The organism is Faecalibacterium sp. Marseille-P9312 (genome assembly GCF_902497445.1).
Lineage (GTDB): Bacteria > Bacillota > Clostridia > Oscillospirales > Ruminococcaceae > Faecalibacterium > Faecalibacterium longum.
Genome location: NZ_CABVEW010000022.1, coordinates 17,642 through 35,737, shown reverse-complemented (window position 1 = coordinate 35,737; position 18,096 = coordinate 17,642). Strand labels below are relative to the sequence as shown.

Below are 18,096 nucleotides of genomic sequence, written 5' to 3'. Positions count from 1 at the left end.
TTTTGTGGGTTTTTCGGCCTTTTTTTTTGGGGGGGGGGTTTTTTTTTTTTAATTTTGCCCCCCCCCCCCCCCTTATTTGCAATAGGGGAAAATAACAAAGTTTTTACTCAAAATCCTCAATTTTGCGGCAATGTGCAATAAAACACAACAAACCTCCTCCCTGCCCCGGCGGGTGCTTCCCCCGGACGCAAAAAAAGAGGCCGCCGCATCCGCTCTGATGCAGCAGCCTCCCGGGGGAGCCCCCCTTGGATCATTTTGTTTTCAGTGCCTTCTCCAGCCCCTCCCGGGGGGTGACGTAGACGGTGGTGTACACCTCGTAGAGCACCATGCCGGGCTTTGCGCCGTTGGCTTTCCAGATATTCTTCACCTCGGTGGTGTCCACGGCCACCTTGGCGGCAGCACCGGCCTTGAAGGTGCTGGAATACACGACAGCCAGCTCTGCGGCCTCCTGCTTGGTGGTGTCGGGGATGTCCTCGCCCCGGCTCATGACCACGACGTGGCTGCCGGGGGCCTTCTGAACATGGAACCACAGATCCTTGCCCCGGGCGGTGTGGAGGGTGAGCTTGTCGTTCTGGGCGTTGTTGCGGCCTACCAGGATCTCGAAGCCGTCGCTGGACGTGAAGCGGAGGAAGTCGGCGGGCTTCTGGCGCTTGTCGCGCTGTTTGTAGTATTTCAGATAGCCCTGGCTCTTGAGCTCGGCCCGGATCTCGTTCAGCGCCGCCTCGCCGGAAGCCGTCTCCACCTCATAGAGCACCGTTTCCAGATAGGCGATCTCCTTCTCGCCCTCGGCCAGCAGGTCCACCAGCATCCGGGCTGCAGTCTGCTTCTTCTTGTAGTTCTTGAAGAAGTTCTGCGCGTTCTGGCTGGGACTGAACCGCAAATCGAGCGGGATCGTGACTTCTTTGCCCTCATCGTACCAGTTCGGCACCGTGATGCTCTTCATGCCCTTTTCGGCGAGGTAGAGGTTGGCCGACAGCAGTTCGCCGTAGAGGCGGAGCTTTTCGCTCTTGCCGCTGGCGGCAAGCTCTTCCTGACGGGCCGCCTGCTTGCGGACGGCACGCTCGTACATATTGTGGACGGCTTTGTGGAGTTCCTTGCTCTTGGTGCGCAGGCGCTCGGCGCGGTCTTTCTCGGCGTAATAGCCTTCCAGCATCGCGTTGAAGGAGGGCCACTCCTTGATGAGATATTTCTCGCCGTACTGCTGGGGGCGGAAGAAGGTGTACTCCACCGGCTTGCCGTCCGGAGCGGTGACGCTGCACGGACAGCCGCCCGCGTCGTAGATCTCTTTCAGCTCGTCGATGGCCGCCATCAGCCGGACCTTCTGGGCCTCCGTCAGCTCGTTGGCCAGCAGATGTTCTCCGTCAAAGGCGCGCCATGCGGCTTCGCGGCAGACCACCGGGCCGACACCGGCCACCGTTTTATTCAGGGCGTCTGCCACCGGCAGGTCGCGCTCGCAGGCCGCCGCCACGATGGACGCCGAGCTGACGGCCAGAAAATCAGGCCGGGCAGGCTTGGGGGGCGTCGTGTAGGGCAGGCCGGGCAGGAGCTGACGGACATCGCTGTCCTCGAAATCCACCCGCTTGAGGGCATCGATGATCTTGCCGTTCTGCACCAGCACCAGATTGGAGTAACGGCCCATCAGCTCGGCGCAGAGGATATTGCGTACAAGGTCGCCCATCTCGTTGGTACACTGGAACTCGAAGTAGACGATCCGGTCGCCCGGCTCCATCCGGACGTCCAGCAGACGTCCGCCGGTGAGATGCTTACGCATCAGCATACAGAAAGAGGGCGGCGTCTCGGGGTTTTCGAAGCTCTCCTCGGTCAGGCAGACTCGCGCCGAGCCGCTCCGGGCCGACAGCAGCAGGCTGTCAGTCTCCGTACGGGTGCGCAGGGTGATGACCAGCTCGTCGCGGGTCGGCTCAAACAGTTTTGCGATTTTGGCGTCAGCCAGCGTGGTCTTCAATTCCGCCGCCGTCAGCGCCAGTGTCGCGGCATCCAATGCCATTTGTATTACCTCGTTTTATAAATAAGTATAGGGGTCCCGGGCATCCTCGCTCACAAGGACTTCCAGCTCCGGAAAGGCCCTGCGCAGCTTCTCCGCCACTGCCGCCGTCGCCGGGAACTCCGTAGCGTAGTGGCCTGCTGCGATGAGCGAGAGCCCCAGACGCTTTGCGTCGATGGCGTGGTGGTGGTTGGCCTCGCCGGTCAGCAGGCAGTCTGCCCCCTGCGCGATGGCGTCCTCGAAGAGGCTTCCGCCTGCGCCGCTGATGACGGCCAGCCGCCGCACTGTTTTGCCGGTGTCGGCGAACTTGACCTGCACCGCAGGGCCGTTGAACGGCTGGTTGCAGCGGGCGGCAAGCTCTTTCTGCGCCTTTTTTGCCAGCTCGGGGACTGTGAGGGGCTCGATGCTGCCCACACGGCCGCAGCCCTCGGCGAAGGCTTCCATCTCCCGCATCCCAAAGAACCCGGCCAGCACCTCATTGACGCCGCCCTCGGCGGCATCAAGATTCGTATGCATACAAATCGCCGAGATGCCGCTTTTCACCAGCCGGAAAGCCACGTCCTGCCCACTCAGCTTTTTGAGGGGCGAGAAGATGACCGGGTGGTGGGACACGATGAGCCCGCAGCCCTTCCGGGCGGCCTCTTCCACCACCTCGGGGGTGATGTCCAGCGTCACCAGCACACGGGACACCTTGCCGCCGCAGTCTACCAGCAGGCCGGGATTGTCCCAGCTTTCGGCCAGAGCCAGCGGCGCGATGCGCTGCATCTCTTCGTATATCTGCTGTACCGTCGTCATGCTTTGCTCTCCCCTTTTATCAGTTCATCCATCTCTTTCGCCAGCTCTGTGCCGTCCGGCACACCGAGGCGGAGGCGAGGCAGCTTGGCTTTCTGCCATGCGGCGTAGCCTTCCCCCTCCGGCCACTGGCCGGTGAGGCCGAACAGGCACTCCCGGAACGTGGGCGTTTTCACCTCGCCGGTGTACTCGGCGGCCATGACCGCATACCAGCGGCCCGCCGCCTGCACCGGCCGGTCGGCCGCGAGGGAAAAACCATGTTCCCACAGCCAGCGGCGCAGATCGCTGTGGCGGGTGGCTGGCACCATCACAAGGCGAGGCCCGCCCGGCGCAGATACCCACGGGGCTTTCTCGATGATCTCCCACGTTGTCTGGGCCGAGACGCCCGCCAGCACGATGGTGCTCACCTCGCCCGGAGACAACACAGAAAGACCGTCGCCGAGCCTCAGCTCAGCGCGGTCTTTGCATCCGGCATATTCCAGCGTCTGTTCTGCCTTTGCCAGCGGGCCGGGGCGCAGGTCGGCCCCGATGACTTTGGGGTACTTCCCCGAAGCGGCCAGCACCGCCGTCAGCTTGCCGTGGTCGCAGCCGATGTCGGCCACCGGCTCGCCGGGGCGCACCAGCTCAGCGGCAGCGCTCAGACGCGCATCCAGTGTCGGCAGCACTCAGGACTTCTTGGAGGCCAGATGAGCGTTCAGCTTCTCCAGCAGCTCGTCGCAATCCACACCGTGGACCTCGCAGGCTTCCTCGATGCTCTCGCCGCGGGAGGCGGGGCAGCCCAGGCAGTGCATCCCGATCTCCATGAAGTAGGGAGCGGTGCTCTGGTCCATATCCAGAATGTCGCCGATGATGGTCTCACGGGTGACCTGCTTCACAGCCTTGGCTTCGTCCTTCTTGAGCATATTGAAAATATCAAACATGGTAGTTGTCCTTTCTGTCTCTTACGATGCGCCTTTGCGGCGCTCAGCTATAATATACCCCAATCATATCCTATATTTCAAGTAGTAATTGAAAAAAGCCCCCGCACTGCAAGCAGTGCGGGGGCCGTTAAGCTTCAGATTGTAGAATCAGCGCTTAGTTCTGCTTCATGCGAGCGAAGCAGTCAGAGCAGTAGACCGGACGGTCCTCACGGGGCTGGAAGGGAACCTTGCAAGCCTTGCCGCAAGCTGCGCAGACAGCGTCGAACATCTGGCGCTCACCGCCGTTGCTGCGTGCGCCGCCGTTCTTGCGGGCATCACGGCAGGGCTTGCAGCGCTGGGGCTGGTTCTCAAAGCCGCGAGATGCGTAGAACTCCTGCTCACCAGCAGTCCAAACAAACTCCTTGCCGCAGTCCTTGCAAACTAAAGTCTTGTCTTCGAACATAGTAGTATCTCCTCTTTGTTTAGTTCTTGCCCACGGAAGGATTGTAACCATACCTTTGGTTTTTAGGGACCATAGCGCTGATCGTAAGCTTACCAGGGGCTTGAATGAGTAAACGTCCTCTAGCTGAGGACTCCCCTATTGTACCGTTCTTTTTTTGATTTGTCAACCAAAAAACAACCCCTCGTCCGCTTTTTTGTGCATTCGGCATAATAAGACGGTCTTTGCTCGTGCAAAACAGCAAAAAGTCCACACCGCCCTTTGGGGGAGCGGTGCGGCCTTGGATGCCTTAAATGCAGAGATTACTTCTCGAGGACTTCCTTGGTGTCGCGGGCGATCATCAGCTCCTCGTCGGTAGCGATGACCAGAGTGCGGACCTTGGCGCCCCAGGCGGTGATGTCGCAGACATCGCCCACGGGATGCTCGTTCTTCTCGGTATCGATGCGGATGCCCAGCCAATCCATGTGGTGGCAGACCTTTGCACGGGCGATCTCGTCGTGCTCGCCGATGCCGCCGGTGAAGACGATGGCGTCCACGCCGCCCATAGCTGCGATGTAGCTGCCGACGACCTTCTTGATCTGGTAGTTCAGCATGTCAGAAGCCAGCTGAGCGCGCTTGTTGCCGTGGAGAGCAGCCTCCTCGACGTCACGCTTGTCGCTGGAAACACCGGAGATGCCCAGCAGGCCGGACTTCTTGTTCAGGATCTCGTCCAGCTCGTGGCCGGTGATGTTCAGGGTGTACTTCAGGTAGTTGACCACAGAGGGGTCCAGGTCGCCGCAGCGGGTACCCATCATCAGGCCGGCCAGCGGGGTCATGCCCATGGAGGTATCAACGACCTTGCCCTGATCGACAGCGGTGATGGAGGAGCCGTTGCCCAGATGGCAGGTGATGAGCTTCAGGCGCTCAATGGGCTCCTCGAGGTACTCAGCAGCCTTGTGAGCAACGTACTTGTGGCTGGTGCCGTGGAAGCCGTAGCGGCGGACGCCGTACTTCTCATAGTACTCATAGGGGATGGCGTACATATAAGCCTTCGGGGGCATGGTGCTGTGGAAAGCGGTGTCGAAGACAGCGACCATCGGGACGTTGCCGAAGACCTTGCGGGCTGCCTCGATGCCGAGGATGCCTGCGGGGTTGTGCAGAGGAGCCAGGGGGCTCAGCTCACGGATGGTGTTGATGACCTCGTCGGTGATCAGGCAGCTGGCCTTGAACTTCTCACCGCCGTGGACGACGCGGTGACCGATGGCGCTGATCTCGCTGACATCGTCGATGCACTTGCCCTCGCCGGTGGTCATCTTCTTCACGACCTCAGCAAAAGCCTCGGTGTGGGTGGGGAAGATCGCGGGAGTGGTAGCCTTGTGGCCGTTAGCTTCATGGGTGATCATGCTGCTCTCCATGCCGATGCGCTCGCACAGACCCTTGCACAGCACCTTCTCACCGTCCATATCGATGAGCTGATATTTCAGGGAAGAAGAACCACAGTTGATAACCAGAATTTTCATCTTCTTGTTTCCTCCAGATATGTTTTTGTCCACCCCCGAGAGGGCAGAATTTTACAGATTCCTAGAATTATTATATAATAGGGTCGGCCGGTTTTCAAGCCGCAATGGCGGCAAAGCCTGCCACGAAGTCCCCGGGCTTTTTGTACATCCTGCCCAGAATCCTGTCATTCTGCCCCAGTTCTCCATGCAGTATGACAGATATTTCACAAACTTTTGAGGTCACGTCATGAAATTTGCCGGTATCATCGCCGAATACGACCCCTTCCACAACGGCCACGCATGGCAGCTGGCGCAGGCAAAAGCGCTGGGTGCAGAGCGCGTCGCCGTCGCCATGAGCTGTTCGCTGGTGCAGCGAGGGGCGCTGCCCCTCCTGCCTGAAGCTGTCCGCACCCGGTCCGCCCTCACCTGCGGGGCTGACCTTGTGTTCGCCCTGCCTGCTCCCTGTGCCTGCGCGGGGGCAGAGGCGTTCGCCCGGGCGGGCGTGGCGCTGCTTGCCGCCGCCGGGTGCGACGGTCTGGTGTTCGGCGCCGAGACGCCCGACGCGGCCCTTCTGATGGAGACCGCCGAGCTTCTTGACAGCGGCTCCTACCGCGCCGCCCTGAAAGCCCAGCTTGCGGGCGGCGCACGGAGCTTTGCCGCCGCGCGGCAGGCCGCAGCGGCTCAGCTTGCATCTGACGAGCGGGTCGCCGCCCTGCTGGACAAGCCCAACAACAACCTCGCTGTCGAATACTGCCGGGCCATCCGCAGCCTTGCGCCTCGGATGGAGGCTTATCCCCTGCCCCGGCAAGGCGCGAACCACGGTGAGGCGCTCCACTCTGCCCACGGGCAGTTCGCCAGCGCCAGCGCACTTCGCAAGCTCTGGGCCGAGGGCGGAGCGGACGCCGTCGCGCCTTACGTTCCCGAGGCGGTCTTCCCGCTTTATCAGGAGGCTTACGCCGCCGGGCAGTACACCGATTTTTCCGCCGCCGGGCGGTGCGAGCTGGCCCTTCTCCGGTCTGCCTGCCGGGGCAAAGCACCCTTTGCAGACATCCGCGGCGTCTCCGAAGGACTGGAGCACCGTCTGGAAGCCGCCGTCCGTACCAGCACCACCTACGACGAACTTCTGGACGCTCTCACCACCGTCCGCTACCCCCGGGCGCGGATGCGCCGCCTCGCCATGGACGCCGCGCTGGGCTGCACCGCCGACAGTCTCCCCGCCCTTCCGCCCTATCTCCACCTGCTGGGAGGAAAGAAGGATGCTCTTCCTTTCTTAAAAAATTGCACTCTCCCTGTCTCCCACTCGCTGGCCCGTCTGCGGGGATCAGGCGATGCTTCCGCTCGGATGGCCGAGGCGCAGCTTGCCGCCGCCGATTTTGGTACGCTCTGCCGCGTTTCACCCGAGGCCATGGGCGGTCTACTTCGTCAAAAAAATATCTTTTTGACGTAATGGCAGAAATTTTTCTGCAAATTTTATCATTTCGGCACTTGTATGCCGAAGCAGTTTCGGTGTATTATAGTAAAGATACTTGGATACAACACCGCCTGTTCGACAGGTACAAGGAGGAACCATGGCACTTCACGTTCTGGACGAAGCCAACCGCTGCCTCGGCTGCAAAAAGCCGATGTGCCAGCAGGGCTGCCCCATCCACACCAACATCCCCGAGGTCATCCGCCTGCTCAAGGACAATCACCTCGACGACGCCGGCCGGATGCTGTTTGAAAACAACCCCCTGACCACTGTGTGCAGCCTCGTGTGCAACCACGAGAACCAGTGCGAGGGCCACTGCATCCGCAACCGGATGCCCAGCCACGACCCCGTCCACTTCTCCATCATCGAGGACTACATCTCCACCACCTACGCCAACAAGATGACTTCCGGCCCCGCCCCCAGGAACGGCATGAAGGCCGCTGTCGTCGGCTCGGGGCCTGCGGGCCTGACCGTCGCCGTCCTGCTGGCACGCTGGGGTTACGATGTCACCATCTTCGACGCCCGCGACAAGATCGGCGGCGTCATGCGGTACGGCATCCCCAACTACCGCCTGCCCGACAGCGTGCTGGACGACTTCCAGTACCGCCACCTCGAGCTGAAGGGCATCCATGTCCGCCCCAATACCGCCATCGGCAAGACCATCACCATCGACGACCTCTTCCGGGACGGCTACAAGAGCGTCTTTATCGGTGCCGGTCTGTGGAAGGCCAACGCCATGCACATCAAGGGCGAGACGCTGGGCAACGTGGCCTTCGGCATCGACTATCTGGCCAACTCCAAGGCCTTCCAGCTGGGCGACGACATCGCCGTCATCGGCGTGGGCAACTCCGCCATGGACTGCGCCCGCACTGCCATCCGCAACGGCGCACGCCACGTCACCTGCTACGCCCGCCGCGATGAGGAGTGCATCAGCGCTTCCGAGCATGAAGTGCGGTACGCCAAACTCGAGGGTGTAGGCTTCCGCTTCTGCAAGGCTCCGGTGGAGATCCGTGAGAACGGCATCATCTGCCGCGATACCGTGAAGGGCGAGGACGGCAAGTTCACCCAGGTAGAGGGTAGCGAGACCTTCTACCCCCACACCGGCGTCATCGTCTCGGTGAGCCAGGGTTCTGAGAACTCTCTCGTCAAGACCACCACCGGCATCGAGACCAACCAGCGCGGCCTGCTCACCGTCAACGAGGATGGCAGCACCACCCGTGAGGGCGTATTCGCCGGCGGCGACGCCGTCATGGGCGCGCGCACCGTCGTGGAGGCCGTGGCTATCGCCAAAAAGGTGGCCGAGTCCATGGACGCCTACATGAAGGCCCTGCCCGCCGACAACACTCCCGACCCCTACGCCGGTATTCCGGTGTTCTCCACCCCGACTTCTGACGTTCTGGCCAAGCAGGGCATCTAATATCGCAGATTCAAAAGGCTGTTTGTCATAAACCTCTCCGTCATCGCTGCGCGATGCCACCTCTCCTATCGAGGAGAGGCCTTGGCATTTCGTAAAGCTTTTTCTCTTCGCCAGAGGCTCCCCTCGGTAGGGGAGCTGTCTGCGAAGCAGACTGAGAGGTTGCCTGTCAAGCAGTCTTTTCTTTTTGTAACATTTCTGTTTCTTTGCCAATCTTAGCCGCTCTTCTGTTGACGGACTTTTGTCTGTTTTTGTATACTTAATAAGGAAATATCTCTCAATTCCAACGCCCGGCGGCACTGCTTCCGGGCGGGAAAGGCTGGTGGACATCATTATCAGATCATCCCTCCCCAAGCTTCGGGAGAAGCTGCTGGAGGCGCTTCAGGCCGTCCTGCCCATCGCAGCCATCGTGCTGGTGCTCTGTTTCAGCATCGCCCCCGTTTCCCCGAGCATCCTGCTCTGCTTTCTGCTGGGCGCTGCCATGATCATCGTCGGCATCATGTTCTTCACCCTGGGTGCCGAGATGAGCATGACCCCCATGGGCGAGCGGGTCGGCTCCATGCTCACCCGAAGCCAGAACCTCTTCCTCATCATCGGGGTAGGCTTCCTGCTGGGCTTCCTCATCACCATCTCGGAGCCGGACTTACAGGTGCTTGCGAACCAAGTACCCTCCATCCCCAACATGACCCTCATCCTCTCGGTGGCTGCGGGCGTGGGCATCTTCCTCGTCATGGCCTTCCTGCGTATGCTGCTGGGCATCCCGCTGCCCCGGCTGCTGGTCATCTTTTACGCTGCCATCTTCCTTCTGGCTGCCTTCGTGCCGAAAGAGTTTCTGGCCGTGGCCTTCGACTCCGGCGGCGTCACCACCGGCCCCATGACCGTCCCCTTCATCATGGCGCTGGGCGTCGGTGTGTCGGCCATCCGTTCCGACCGCCATGCAGCGGACGACAGCTTCGGCCTCGTGGCCCTCTGCTCCGTAGGTCCCATCCTCGCCGTCCTCATCCTCGGCATCGTCTTCCATGCCAGCGAGAGCAGCTACCTGCCGCCGGTCATCCCCGAAGTGGGCGACTCGGTGGAGCTGTGGCAGCTGTTCAGCGAGGGCCTGCCCACCTATCTGCACGAGATCGCCACTTCCCTGCTGCCCATCGTCGTGATGTTCGGCATCTTCCAGCTCGCCGCCCTCCACATTGACCGGCGGACGCTGGGCCGCATCGGCGTAGGCCTCGTCTATACTTACATCGGCCTCGTGCTCTTCCTCACCGGCGCGAACATCGGCTTCATGCCCGCCGGCAACTACCTCGGTCAGGTCCTGGGCGGCCAGAGCAGTCGGTGGCTGCTCATCCCCATCGGGATGCTCATCGGCTACTTTATCGTCCGGGCCGAGCCGGCGGTCTATGTCCTCAACAAACAGGTCGAAGAAGTCACCGACGGTGCCATCTCCGCCGGGACGATGGGCGCGGCCCTCTCGGCCGGCGTCGCCCTCTCGGTGGGCCTTGCGATGGTGCGCGTCCTCACCGGCATCTCGATCCTATGGTTCCTCATCCCGGGCTACCTCTTCGCCATCAGCATCTCCTTTGTGGTGCCGAAGCTCTACACCGCCATCGCCTTTGACGCCGGCGGCGTGGCCTCCGGCCCCATGACGGCCACCTTCCTGCTGCCGCTGGCGCAGGGTGCCTGCATCGCCGTAGGCGGCAACATCGTCACCGACGCCTTCGGCGTGGTGGCCATGGTCGCCATGACCCCCCTCATCACCGTCCAGCTCATGGGCCTTGTGGCCCAGCTCAAGACCCGCAAGGCCCGCAGCGCCCAGCCCCTGCTGGACCCTGCCGCCCTGCTGGCCGAACTGCCGGACGACGCCATCATCGAACTGTAAGGAGGCTTTGCCGTGAATACGCTTTACTGGCTGGTCACCATCACCGACCGCCCCACGACAGACGCCTTTCTGAAGCTGTATAAGAGCTTCGGCGTCGATGTCAGCCTCCGCACCGTGGGCGCCGGCACTGCCGTTCAGGAGACGCTTTCCACCCTCGGGCTGGAAAAGACCGAAAAAGCTGTGCTCTTTGCCATCATCACAGCGGACAGCTGGCCCCGCATCCAGAAAGCCCTGCGCCGCCAGATGCGCATTGATGTGCCGGGTACCGGCATCGCATTCATCGTCCCGGTAAGCAGCATCGGCGGCAAGCGCGCCCTGCTGTTCCTCACCGAACACCAGACCCTTGAGCTGAAGGAGGAAAGCACCTTGAAAGATACCCGTTACGACCTGCTGCTGGTCATCGCCAATCAGGGCTACACCGGCTCTATCATGGACGCGGCCCGGGCCGCAGGAGCCGGCGGCGGCACCGTCATCCACGCCAAAGGCACCGGCATGGAGGGCGCTGCCAGGTTCATGGGCATCGACCTCGTGAACGAAAAAGAGCTGGTGCTCATCGTCAGCCGCACTTCCGAGAAGAACGCCATCATGAAAGCCATCATGGACAACGCCGACAAAAAGGCCGGCTCCATCGTCTTCTCGCTGCCCGTCACCGACACCGCCGGCCTGCGCCTGCTGGACGAAGAGTAAAAAATCAAACTTTCATCTGTCAAATGAACAAAAATCCACGCTCCGGCAGGCCGCCGGGCGTGGATTTTTTTGCCGTTTTCCGGTATGATAGAAGGGATATGGGAGGAAACGCTATGAATCAGAATCCGCACTGGAAGCAGCTGATCCGGAACTGGGCTGCCATCATCTTCGGCAACGCGCTCTACTCGCTGGCCGTTGCCCTGTTCCTCGAGCCGGCGGGCCTCATCACCGGCGGCGCGACCGGCATCGCGCTGGCCATCGGGCGATTGACGGGCCTGTCCGTCTCGGGGCTGCTGCTCTTCATCAACCTCGCCATGCTGGTCTGGGGCTGGGTGGTCCTGGGCCGGGCCTTCGCCCTCAATACGCTGGCCAGCAGTGTTCTCAGCCCCGCCTTCCTCGCCCTGTTCGAGGGGATGGCGAATGGCCGGGTGCTGACGGAGGACATCTTCCTCTGCACCGTCTTCGCGGGCCTCGGCATCGGCGTGGCGCTGGGCATCGTCATCCGCTCCGGTGCATCCACCGGCGGCCTCGACATCCCGCCGCTGGTGCTCAACAAGTGGTTCAAGCTGCCGGTGTCGGCCACCATGCTGGCTTTTGACATCATAGTCCTGCTGATGCAGGCTGTGTTCAGCCCGATGCCGCAGGTGCTGTACGGCATTGTGATGGTGCTCATCCACACCATCGTCATGGATAAGATGCTGATGATGGGTGCCAGCCGCACCGAGGTAAAGATCATCAGCAGCCAGTCCGACGCCATCTGTGCCGCCATTCTCGAGCAGCTGGACCGGGGCGTGACCATCCTCCACGGCGAAGGCGGCTACACCCACGAGTCCAGCGCCGTGCTGCTGAGCATCGTGTCCAACCGGGAACTGCCCCGACTGGAAAAGCTGGCTCACAGCATCGACCCCACCTGCTTCCTCATCGTGAGCCATGTCACCGAGGTCAGCGGCCGGGGCTTCTCGATGGATAAGGATTATTTGTAAAACAAAGGGGAATGCCGTTCGGCATTCCCCTTTGTTTTACAGTAACGGTGCAATAACTTTCAGTAAAATCCCTGCCAGATGGAGCAGCACGTTGCCCTCCCAGATGCTCTCCCGGGTGGGCTCGACGTCGCGGCAGAATTCCAGCGTCTTCTGGAAATCCTTCTCGATGGCGGGGATGCAGGCAGTATCCTTCATCCAGACCGCATTCTCGAAGTGGTGGTAGAGGCTGCGGTAGTCGAGGTTTATGGTACCCACCACGGCCTCGCTGTCATCTACCACAAAGACCTTCGCGTGGACGAAGCCGGGCAGCCACTCGCTGATCTTCACGCCCGAGTCCAGCAGAGACTTGTAGTGCGTCTTCGCCAGCGCATAGGCGAACTTCTTGTCCGGCACATGGGGCAGGATGAGGTGAACGTCCACGCCCCGCTCTGCCGCGAACTTGAGGGCCGTTTCCAGCTCGCCGTCGAGGATGAGGTAGGGCGTCATGATGTGGATGTAGCGCTTGGCGCGGTTGAGCAGGTCGATATAGACCATCTCTCCCACCCGCTCACCGTCCAGCGGGCAGTCGCCGTAAGGGGCCGCGAACCCCTTCGCCGGGACAGAGTGGGGCGGCACGGAGAGGAACTTCTCAAACTCCGGCTCCCGGAGGATGCTCCACATCTCGAGGAAGAGGATGGTCAGCGGTCGGACAGCCTCCCCTTCCAGCATGACGGCGGCGTCCTTCCAGCGGCCATACTTCTCGATGTGGTTGATGTACTCGTCGGCGAGGTTCACGCCGCCGGTAAAGCCCACCTTGCCGTCAATGACGAGAATTTTCCGGTGGTCGCGGTAATTATAATGGGTCGAGACAAAGGGCTGCACCGGCGAGAACACCCGGCACTGGATGCCCAGCTTTTCGAGGCGGCTGGGGTAATCCCGGGGCAGGGTGGCGAACTCACAGGTGCCGTCGTACATCACCCGGACGTCCACGCCCTCAGCGGCCTTGCGGGCCAGCACTTCGAGGATCTTGCCCCACATGAGGCCCTCGTCGATGATGAAGTACTCGAGGAAGATGTACTTCTCGGCCTTTTCCAGTTGGCGCAGCAGCTCTTCGAACTTGGCCTCGCCGCCGGGGAAGTAGGTAACTTCCGTGTTCCTGTAGACCGAGAAGCCGCCGCCCTTTCCGTGGAGATACCGCGCCAGCGAGGCCGCGCCGGGGTCGGCTTCGGCCAGCTCCTGGGCCGCAGCCAGCGGCTGGGGCTGTAAGCCCCGGGCCTCCTCCGTGAGGTGGGTCACCCGCTTTTTCAGGGCGTTGTGGCCGATGTTGCTCTTGACGTAGAAAAACAGCGGCACACCCACGACCGGCAGGATGGCGATGGTGACCATCCATGTGATTTTGGCGCTGTTGTCCATCTCGCTGTTGAGGATGTAGACCACCATGAAGGCCGACATGGCCACACTGCCGCCGAAGTAATGGGGCAGCAGTCCGCCGAACCACCGGAACACGCTCCACAGTACACCGACCTGCAACAGCATGAGCAGCAGCACCAGCCCGAAGCGGCTGAAAATCGCGTGGACGATGCCTTTCTGACCCTTTTTCAGGAGCCGGAGGCCGCCGTCCTCGAACTGCTGCATCCTGTCTTTCATGTTCTGCTGAAATTCTTCTTTTTTCATGCTTCTCCTTTCGGGCGGAGGGTGACGGCGAACAGCCCCTGGGCCGCGTGGCAGTCCTCCACCAGCTGTTTCGGTTGCGGACAGACGCCGTGGTCATGCCACGGGTCGTTGAACCAGTAGTTTTCGTTATCGTAGCCTACCAGCAGCAGGCAGTGCTCGTTGCACTTCCATGCAAAGTCGGTGCCATCGGCCAGCAGCCAGTGGTCACGCTTTTCCGGCACGGGCTGGAAATCCAGCGTCGCCCAGAACACCACCGGCATCCCGGCGTCGATATAAGAGCAAAGCTCTGCCGCCGTCTTGCCGCTCTCGTCCACGACTTCGAACTTGTCGGCTGCGCCCTCGTGTTCCAGAGCGCTGTTCAGGGCCTTGACGATGCAGGGCGAATAGCAGCCGTAGCCGGTGTGGTCGTGGGGGTCGCCGGGGTAGACCTGCCACGGGTCAGGGCCGTAGAGTTTTCCGTCCTGCTCCCAGTAAGGGGCGTGGGGCAGGTCGCGGGCGATGAAGGTATCCGGGTCGATGTCGATGCCCACGGCCTGGAGCAGCATGACGCTGCTGATGCTCTCGCAGCCGTTGACCCAGCGCTCAGTCTGGTCGATGTACGGGGCAGGAACGATTTTTTTCATCAAAATGCCTCCCAGCGGAGATTCGGCCCTGTCAAAACAGAGCGAAGTGTGTTATTATGTAGGATAAGAATATTATACCCTACTCTGGGGATTTTTTCTACAACAATCGGCACGCGGAGGTTTTTGGAACATGAACAATCTGATCATCGGCATCGCAGGCGGCTCCGGCAGCGGCAAGACCACACTGGCCTGTCGGCTCAAGGCACTTTTCGGGGAGGACGAGGTGCGCCTCATCTCCCACGACAGCTACTACAAACGCCACGATGAGCTGCCCTTTGAAGAGCGCTGCAAGCTGAACTACGACCACCCGGACGCCTTCGACAACGCCCTGCTCATCTACCACTTACAGGAGCTGAAGGCTGGCCGCGCCATCGACTGCCCGGTGTACGACTACGCCGACCACAACCGCAGCAACGAGGTGCAGCACATCGAACCGGCCCCCGTCCTCATCGTGGAAGGCATCCTTCCCTTCGTGGAGCCGGAGCTGTGCGCCATGTTCGACTACAAGATCTTCGTGGACACCGACGCTGACGAGCGCATCCTGCGCCGTCTGGTGCGGGACGTCAAGGAGCGCGGCCGCTCCCTCGACAGCGTCATCAACCAGTACCTCACCACCGTCAAACCCATGCACGAGGCTTTCGTTGAGCCCAGCAAGCGGAACGCTGACATCATCGTCCCCAACGGCGGCGAGAACACCACCGCCATCGAGATGCTGGCTCACCACATCCGCAGCCTCATCGAGAAGGCCAATATGCTCTAAAAGCTTCTGATACAACAAAACCGGAGTCCCTGCGGGGACTCCGGTTTTGCTGTATCAGGCTCAGTGATAATACTTGATCTTGACGTCCTTGCCGAAGGCCTGGCTGCCGAGAACGCAATCCTTGCTGATCTTGACTTCCTTCAGCGGGCACTTATTGAATGCGTAAACGTCGATCGTTTTCACACTGCTGGGGATGGTCACGGACGACAGGCTGGTGCAGCTGGCAAAGACCGACCAGTCCAGCTTCTCGGTGCCTTCCGGCAGGACGATGTTCGTCAGGCTGCTGCACCAGCCGAAGCAGGCGTAGTTCAGGGTCTTCAGGGTGCTGGGCAGGGTGACTTCCCGCAGGGCAGAGCAGCCTTCAAAGGCATTGTCTGCAATGCTGGTCATCCCCTCCGGGAGCACGATGCTCTCCAGCGAGGTGCAGGATGCAAAGGCGCCTTCGGCCAGCTCGGTCACGCTGGCCGGAACGGTATAGGCCGTCAGACCGCCTGCGGCAGGGCAGCGGATGAGCTGGGTCATGGCCTTATTGTAGAGGATGCCGTCCTGCACGGTGAGACAGGGGTTGGCTGCGCTCACCTCGATGCTGGAAAGGGCCTTGCAGCCATAGAGAGCGCGGCGCCCCACTTCCTGCAGGCTGTCGGGCAGGGTGATGCTGGTGAGGCCGGTGTAGTAGGCGCTGCCGACGTTATTGAATGCAAATGCGCCCAGCTTGGTCACACCCTCGCAGACCTGTACCGCCTGAATGGTGCTCAGCCCGTCGGGCGAAGCTGCCAGCAGCTCCTCGGCCCACGGGGCGCGGCTGCCCTCGTTCGTAGAGAAATCGTTCATCGGGCCGCTGCCATAGATGTAGAGCACGTTGTCAGCGCCGAGGCCCCAGTTGACGGCCTCGCCGCACTTGCCGGAGCGGACGAGCGCCACGCCGGGCGCTGAGATGGAATTTTCCTGTTCCAGAAATGCTGCCGGCACCTGCGCCGCCAGTGCGGACGGCGCCCCCAGAAGCATTGCCGCCGCCAGTGTCAGCGCTGCAGCGCGGCCAAAGGGTCTGTGCATAAAAACACCCATTTTAAGTTCCTCCTCTTTGCGGCAGTTCTTTTTCTGCCCTGTTTTCTATATCATACGCTTTTTTGTCCGGATTGTCGATATGTCTGCCCGTTTTTCAACAAAAAACCTGCTGTTCGTGGAAAACAGCAGGTTTTGCATCATTCTTTGATGGAAGTGCGCACCAGTGCGCGCTTGAGGCGGGCCTGTGCCATCTCGTACTCGCGGCGGTCGAGGTCTTTGCGGGCCAGGATCTCTTCGGCGCGCTTTTTTGCGGCCTCGGCGCGGGCGTGGTCGATCTGCTCAGCCCACTCCCCTGTGGTGGCTACCAGACGCACCTCACCGTCCAGCACGGTGAGCATCCCGCCCATGCAGGCGGCACGGCGGCGGCTGCCCTCGGCATCAACGATGTGGGCCTCGCCCATGCCCAGCGCGGTGCAGTAGTCGCCGTGCTTGGCCAGAATGGCAAGGTCACCGTCGATGGCGCGGCAGACCACACGCTCGGCCTGCCCCTCAAAGGCGCAGCCGTCCGGTGTGACCACCGTCAGATGAAAGGTCGTCATGGTTTACCCCTTCTTCGCCTTAGCGAACACATCGTCGATGGTGCCTGCGAACAGGAAGGCGCTCTCGGGCAGGTCGTCGCACTCGCCGTTCAGGATCATACGGAAGCCGCGCAGCGTCTCTTTCAGCGGGACGTACTGGCCGGGCATACCGGTGAACTGCTCTGCAACGTGGAAGCTCTGGCTCAGGAAGCGCTGCACCTTGCGGGCGCGGCTGACGGTGCGCTTGTCATCCTCGCTCAGCTCGTCCATACCCATGATGGCGATGATGTCCTGCAGCTCCTTGTAGCGCTGCAGCACCTTCTGGACGGCACGGGCGATCTCATAATGCTCCTGACCCACGACCTCCGGGCTGAGGATACGGCTGGTGGAGTCCAGCGGGTCCACAGCGGGGTAAATGCCCTGAGAGGCGATGTCACGGCTCAGGACCGTGGTAGCGTCCAGATGGGTGAACGTCGTTGCGGGGGCCGGGTCGGTCAGGTCGTCGGCGGGGACGTAGACAGCCTGCACCGAGGTGATGGAGCCCTTGCGGGTGGAGGTGATGCGCTCCTGCAGAGCGCCCATCTCGGTAGCCAGCGTAGGCTGGTAGCCGACGGCGGAGGGCATACGGCCCAGCAGAGCCGACACCTCAGAGCCTGCCTGAGTGAAGCGGAAGATGTTGTCGATGAAGAGCAGCACGTCCTGATTCTTGACGTCGCGGAAATACTCCGCCATAGTCAGGCCGGACAGTGCCACGCGCATACGGGCTCCTGGGGGCTCGTTCATCTGGCCGTAGACCAGCGCCGTCTTGTTGATGACGCCGCTCTCGGTCATTTCGCCGTAAAGGTCGTTGCCCTCACGGGTGCGCTCGCCGACACCGGTGAACACCGAGTAGCCGTTGTGCTCGGTGGCGATGTTGTAGATCAGCTCCTGGATAAGGACGGTCTTGCCGACACCGGCACCGCCGAACAGACCAATCTTGCCGCCCTTGGCGTAGGGGCAGATGAGGTCAACGACCTTGATGCCGGTCTCCAGAATTTCGGTAGTGGACTGCTGCTCCTCATAGCTGGGAGCGGGGCGGTGGATGGGCCAGTAAGCCTCCGGGGTGGGGGCGGGCTTATTGTCCACCGGCTCACCCAGCAGGTTGAACACGCGGCCCAGGCACTGGTCGCCGACGGGGACCTTGATGGACTCGCCGGTGTCCACGGCCTCGGTGCCGCGCACCAGGCCGTCGGTGCTGCTCATGGCGATGCAGCGGGCGACGTTGTCACCGGTCAGCTGCGCCACCTCGACCACCAGCTTCTGGCCGTGGTTGTCGATCTCGATGGCGTTGAGCAGGTCCGGCAGCTCTCCATCCTTGAACTGGATGTCCAGCACCGGGCCGATGACTTGGATCACCTTGCCGATGTGTTTTTCGGACATAG

The 18,096-nt window shown here is 61.5% G+C and carries 17 protein-coding genes; 6 read left to right on the top strand and 11 right to left on the bottom strand.

Going from position 1 to position 18,096, the window contains the following annotated elements:
* Positions 1-250 precede the first annotated feature (250 nt).
* The 6 genes from F3G95_RS13400 to F3G95_RS13375 all read right to left on the bottom strand — a co-directional run bounded on the left by F3G95_RS13400 (position 251) and on the right by F3G95_RS13375 (position 5,652).
* Positions 251-2,005: an NFACT RNA binding domain-containing protein gene (locus F3G95_RS13400; protein ID WP_149795342.1), complete on the bottom strand. Its 1,755-nt coding sequence runs from the start codon at positions 2,003-2,005 to the stop codon at positions 251-253.
* Between the two features lie 15 nt (positions 2,006-2,020).
* Positions 2,021-2,797 (bottom strand): Nif3-like dinuclear metal center hexameric protein, encoded by a 777-nt coding sequence (locus tag F3G95_RS13395; protein WP_149795341.1) that lies wholly within the window; start codon positions 2,795-2,797, stop codon positions 2,021-2,023.
* A complete protein-coding gene (locus F3G95_RS13390) occupies positions 2,794-3,459 on the bottom strand; it encodes a class I SAM-dependent methyltransferase (protein ID WP_149795340.1) in 666 nt (221 codons plus the stop codon). Before F3G95_RS13390 ends, F3G95_RS13395 begins: the two co-directional genes overlap by 4 nt.
* Positions 3,460-3,714, bottom strand: coding sequence for a DUF1858 domain-containing protein (locus F3G95_RS13385; RefSeq protein ID WP_015564630.1), 255 nt, complete (start codon positions 3,712-3,714; stop codon positions 3,460-3,462).
* Between the two features lie 154 nt (positions 3,715-3,868).
* The gene (locus F3G95_RS13380; RefSeq protein ID WP_117535946.1) at positions 3,869-4,156 is read right to left on the bottom strand and encodes a zinc-ribbon domain containing protein; all 288 of its coding nucleotides are present in this window, start codon (positions 4,154-4,156) and stop codon (positions 3,869-3,871) included.
* Positions 4,157-4,455: 299 nt separating this feature from the next.
* Positions 4,456-5,652, bottom strand: coding sequence for an acetate kinase (locus tag F3G95_RS13375; protein ID WP_149795339.1), 1,197 nt, complete (start codon positions 5,650-5,652; stop codon positions 4,456-4,458).
* Positions 5,653-5,878: 226 nt separating this feature from the next.
* Between F3G95_RS13375 and F3G95_RS13370 the strand changes: the two genes are divergently transcribed.
* The 5 genes from F3G95_RS13370 to F3G95_RS13350 all read left to right on the top strand — a co-directional run bounded on the left by F3G95_RS13370 (position 5,879) and on the right by F3G95_RS13350 (position 12,056).
* Positions 5,879-7,078 (top strand): nucleotidyltransferase family protein, encoded by a 1,200-nt coding sequence (locus F3G95_RS13370; protein WP_149795338.1) that lies wholly within the window; start codon positions 5,879-5,881, stop codon positions 7,076-7,078.
* Between the two features lie 79 nt (positions 7,079-7,157).
* Positions 7,158-8,516, top strand: a complete 1,359-nt coding sequence (locus F3G95_RS13365; RefSeq protein ID WP_347562916.1) for an NAD(P)-dependent oxidoreductase — start codon at positions 7,158-7,160, stop codon at positions 8,514-8,516.
* A 319-nt stretch (positions 8,517-8,835) separates the two neighbouring features.
* Positions 8,836-10,386, top strand: coding sequence for a DUF1538 domain-containing protein (locus F3G95_RS13360; RefSeq protein ID WP_149795336.1), 1,551 nt, complete (start codon positions 8,836-8,838; stop codon positions 10,384-10,386).
* A gap of 12 nt (positions 10,387-10,398) precedes the next feature.
* Positions 10,399-11,073, top strand: a complete 675-nt coding sequence (locus F3G95_RS13355) for a P-II family nitrogen regulator (RefSeq protein WP_149795335.1) — start codon at positions 10,399-10,401, stop codon at positions 11,071-11,073.
* 113 nt (positions 11,074-11,186) lie between these two features.
* On the top strand, positions 11,187-12,056 hold the full coding sequence (locus F3G95_RS13350) for a YitT family protein (RefSeq protein ID WP_149795334.1): 870 nt from the start codon (positions 11,187-11,189) through the stop codon (positions 12,054-12,056).
* Between the two features lie 36 nt (positions 12,057-12,092).
* Here F3G95_RS13350 and F3G95_RS13345 read toward each other — a convergent pair whose 3' ends face one another.
* Both F3G95_RS13345 and F3G95_RS13340 read right to left on the bottom strand, forming a co-directional pair.
* Positions 12,093-13,709 carry a phospholipase D-like domain-containing protein gene (locus F3G95_RS13345; protein ID WP_149795333.1) on the bottom strand — a complete coding sequence of 539 codons (1,617 nt, stop codon included), beginning with the start codon at positions 13,707-13,709 and terminating at the stop codon, positions 12,093-12,095.
* Complete coding sequence (locus tag F3G95_RS13340; RefSeq protein WP_149795332.1) at positions 13,706-14,332, bottom strand: C39 family peptidase; 627 nt, start codon at positions 14,330-14,332, stop codon at positions 13,706-13,708. Before F3G95_RS13340 ends, F3G95_RS13345 begins: the two co-directional genes overlap by 4 nt.
* Positions 14,333-14,462: 130 nt before the next feature.
* Here F3G95_RS13340 and udk point away from each other — a divergent pair, with 130 nt between their 5' ends.
* A complete protein-coding gene (gene udk / locus F3G95_RS13335) occupies positions 14,463-15,092 on the top strand; it encodes a uridine kinase (RefSeq protein WP_149795331.1) in 630 nt (209 codons plus the stop codon).
* 60 nt (positions 15,093-15,152) lie between these two features.
* Here the strand turns inward: udk and F3G95_RS13330 are convergent, their stop codons facing one another.
* The 3 genes from F3G95_RS13330 to atpD form a co-directional block, all read right to left on the bottom strand.
* Positions 15,153-16,157: a leucine-rich repeat domain-containing protein gene (locus tag F3G95_RS13330; protein WP_149795330.1), complete on the bottom strand. Its 1,005-nt coding sequence runs from the start codon at positions 16,155-16,157 to the stop codon at positions 15,153-15,155.
* Positions 16,158-16,294: 137 nt separating this feature from the next.
* Positions 16,295-16,696, bottom strand: coding sequence for an ATP synthase F1 subunit epsilon (gene atpC / locus F3G95_RS13325; protein ID WP_149795329.1), 402 nt, complete (start codon positions 16,694-16,696; stop codon positions 16,295-16,297).
* Between the two features lie 3 nt (positions 16,697-16,699).
* Entirely contained in the window at positions 16,700-18,094 is a 1,395-nt protein-coding gene (atpD, locus tag F3G95_RS13320) for a F0F1 ATP synthase subunit beta (protein WP_149795328.1), read from the bottom strand.
* Positions 18,095-18,096: the final 2 nt, after the last annotated feature.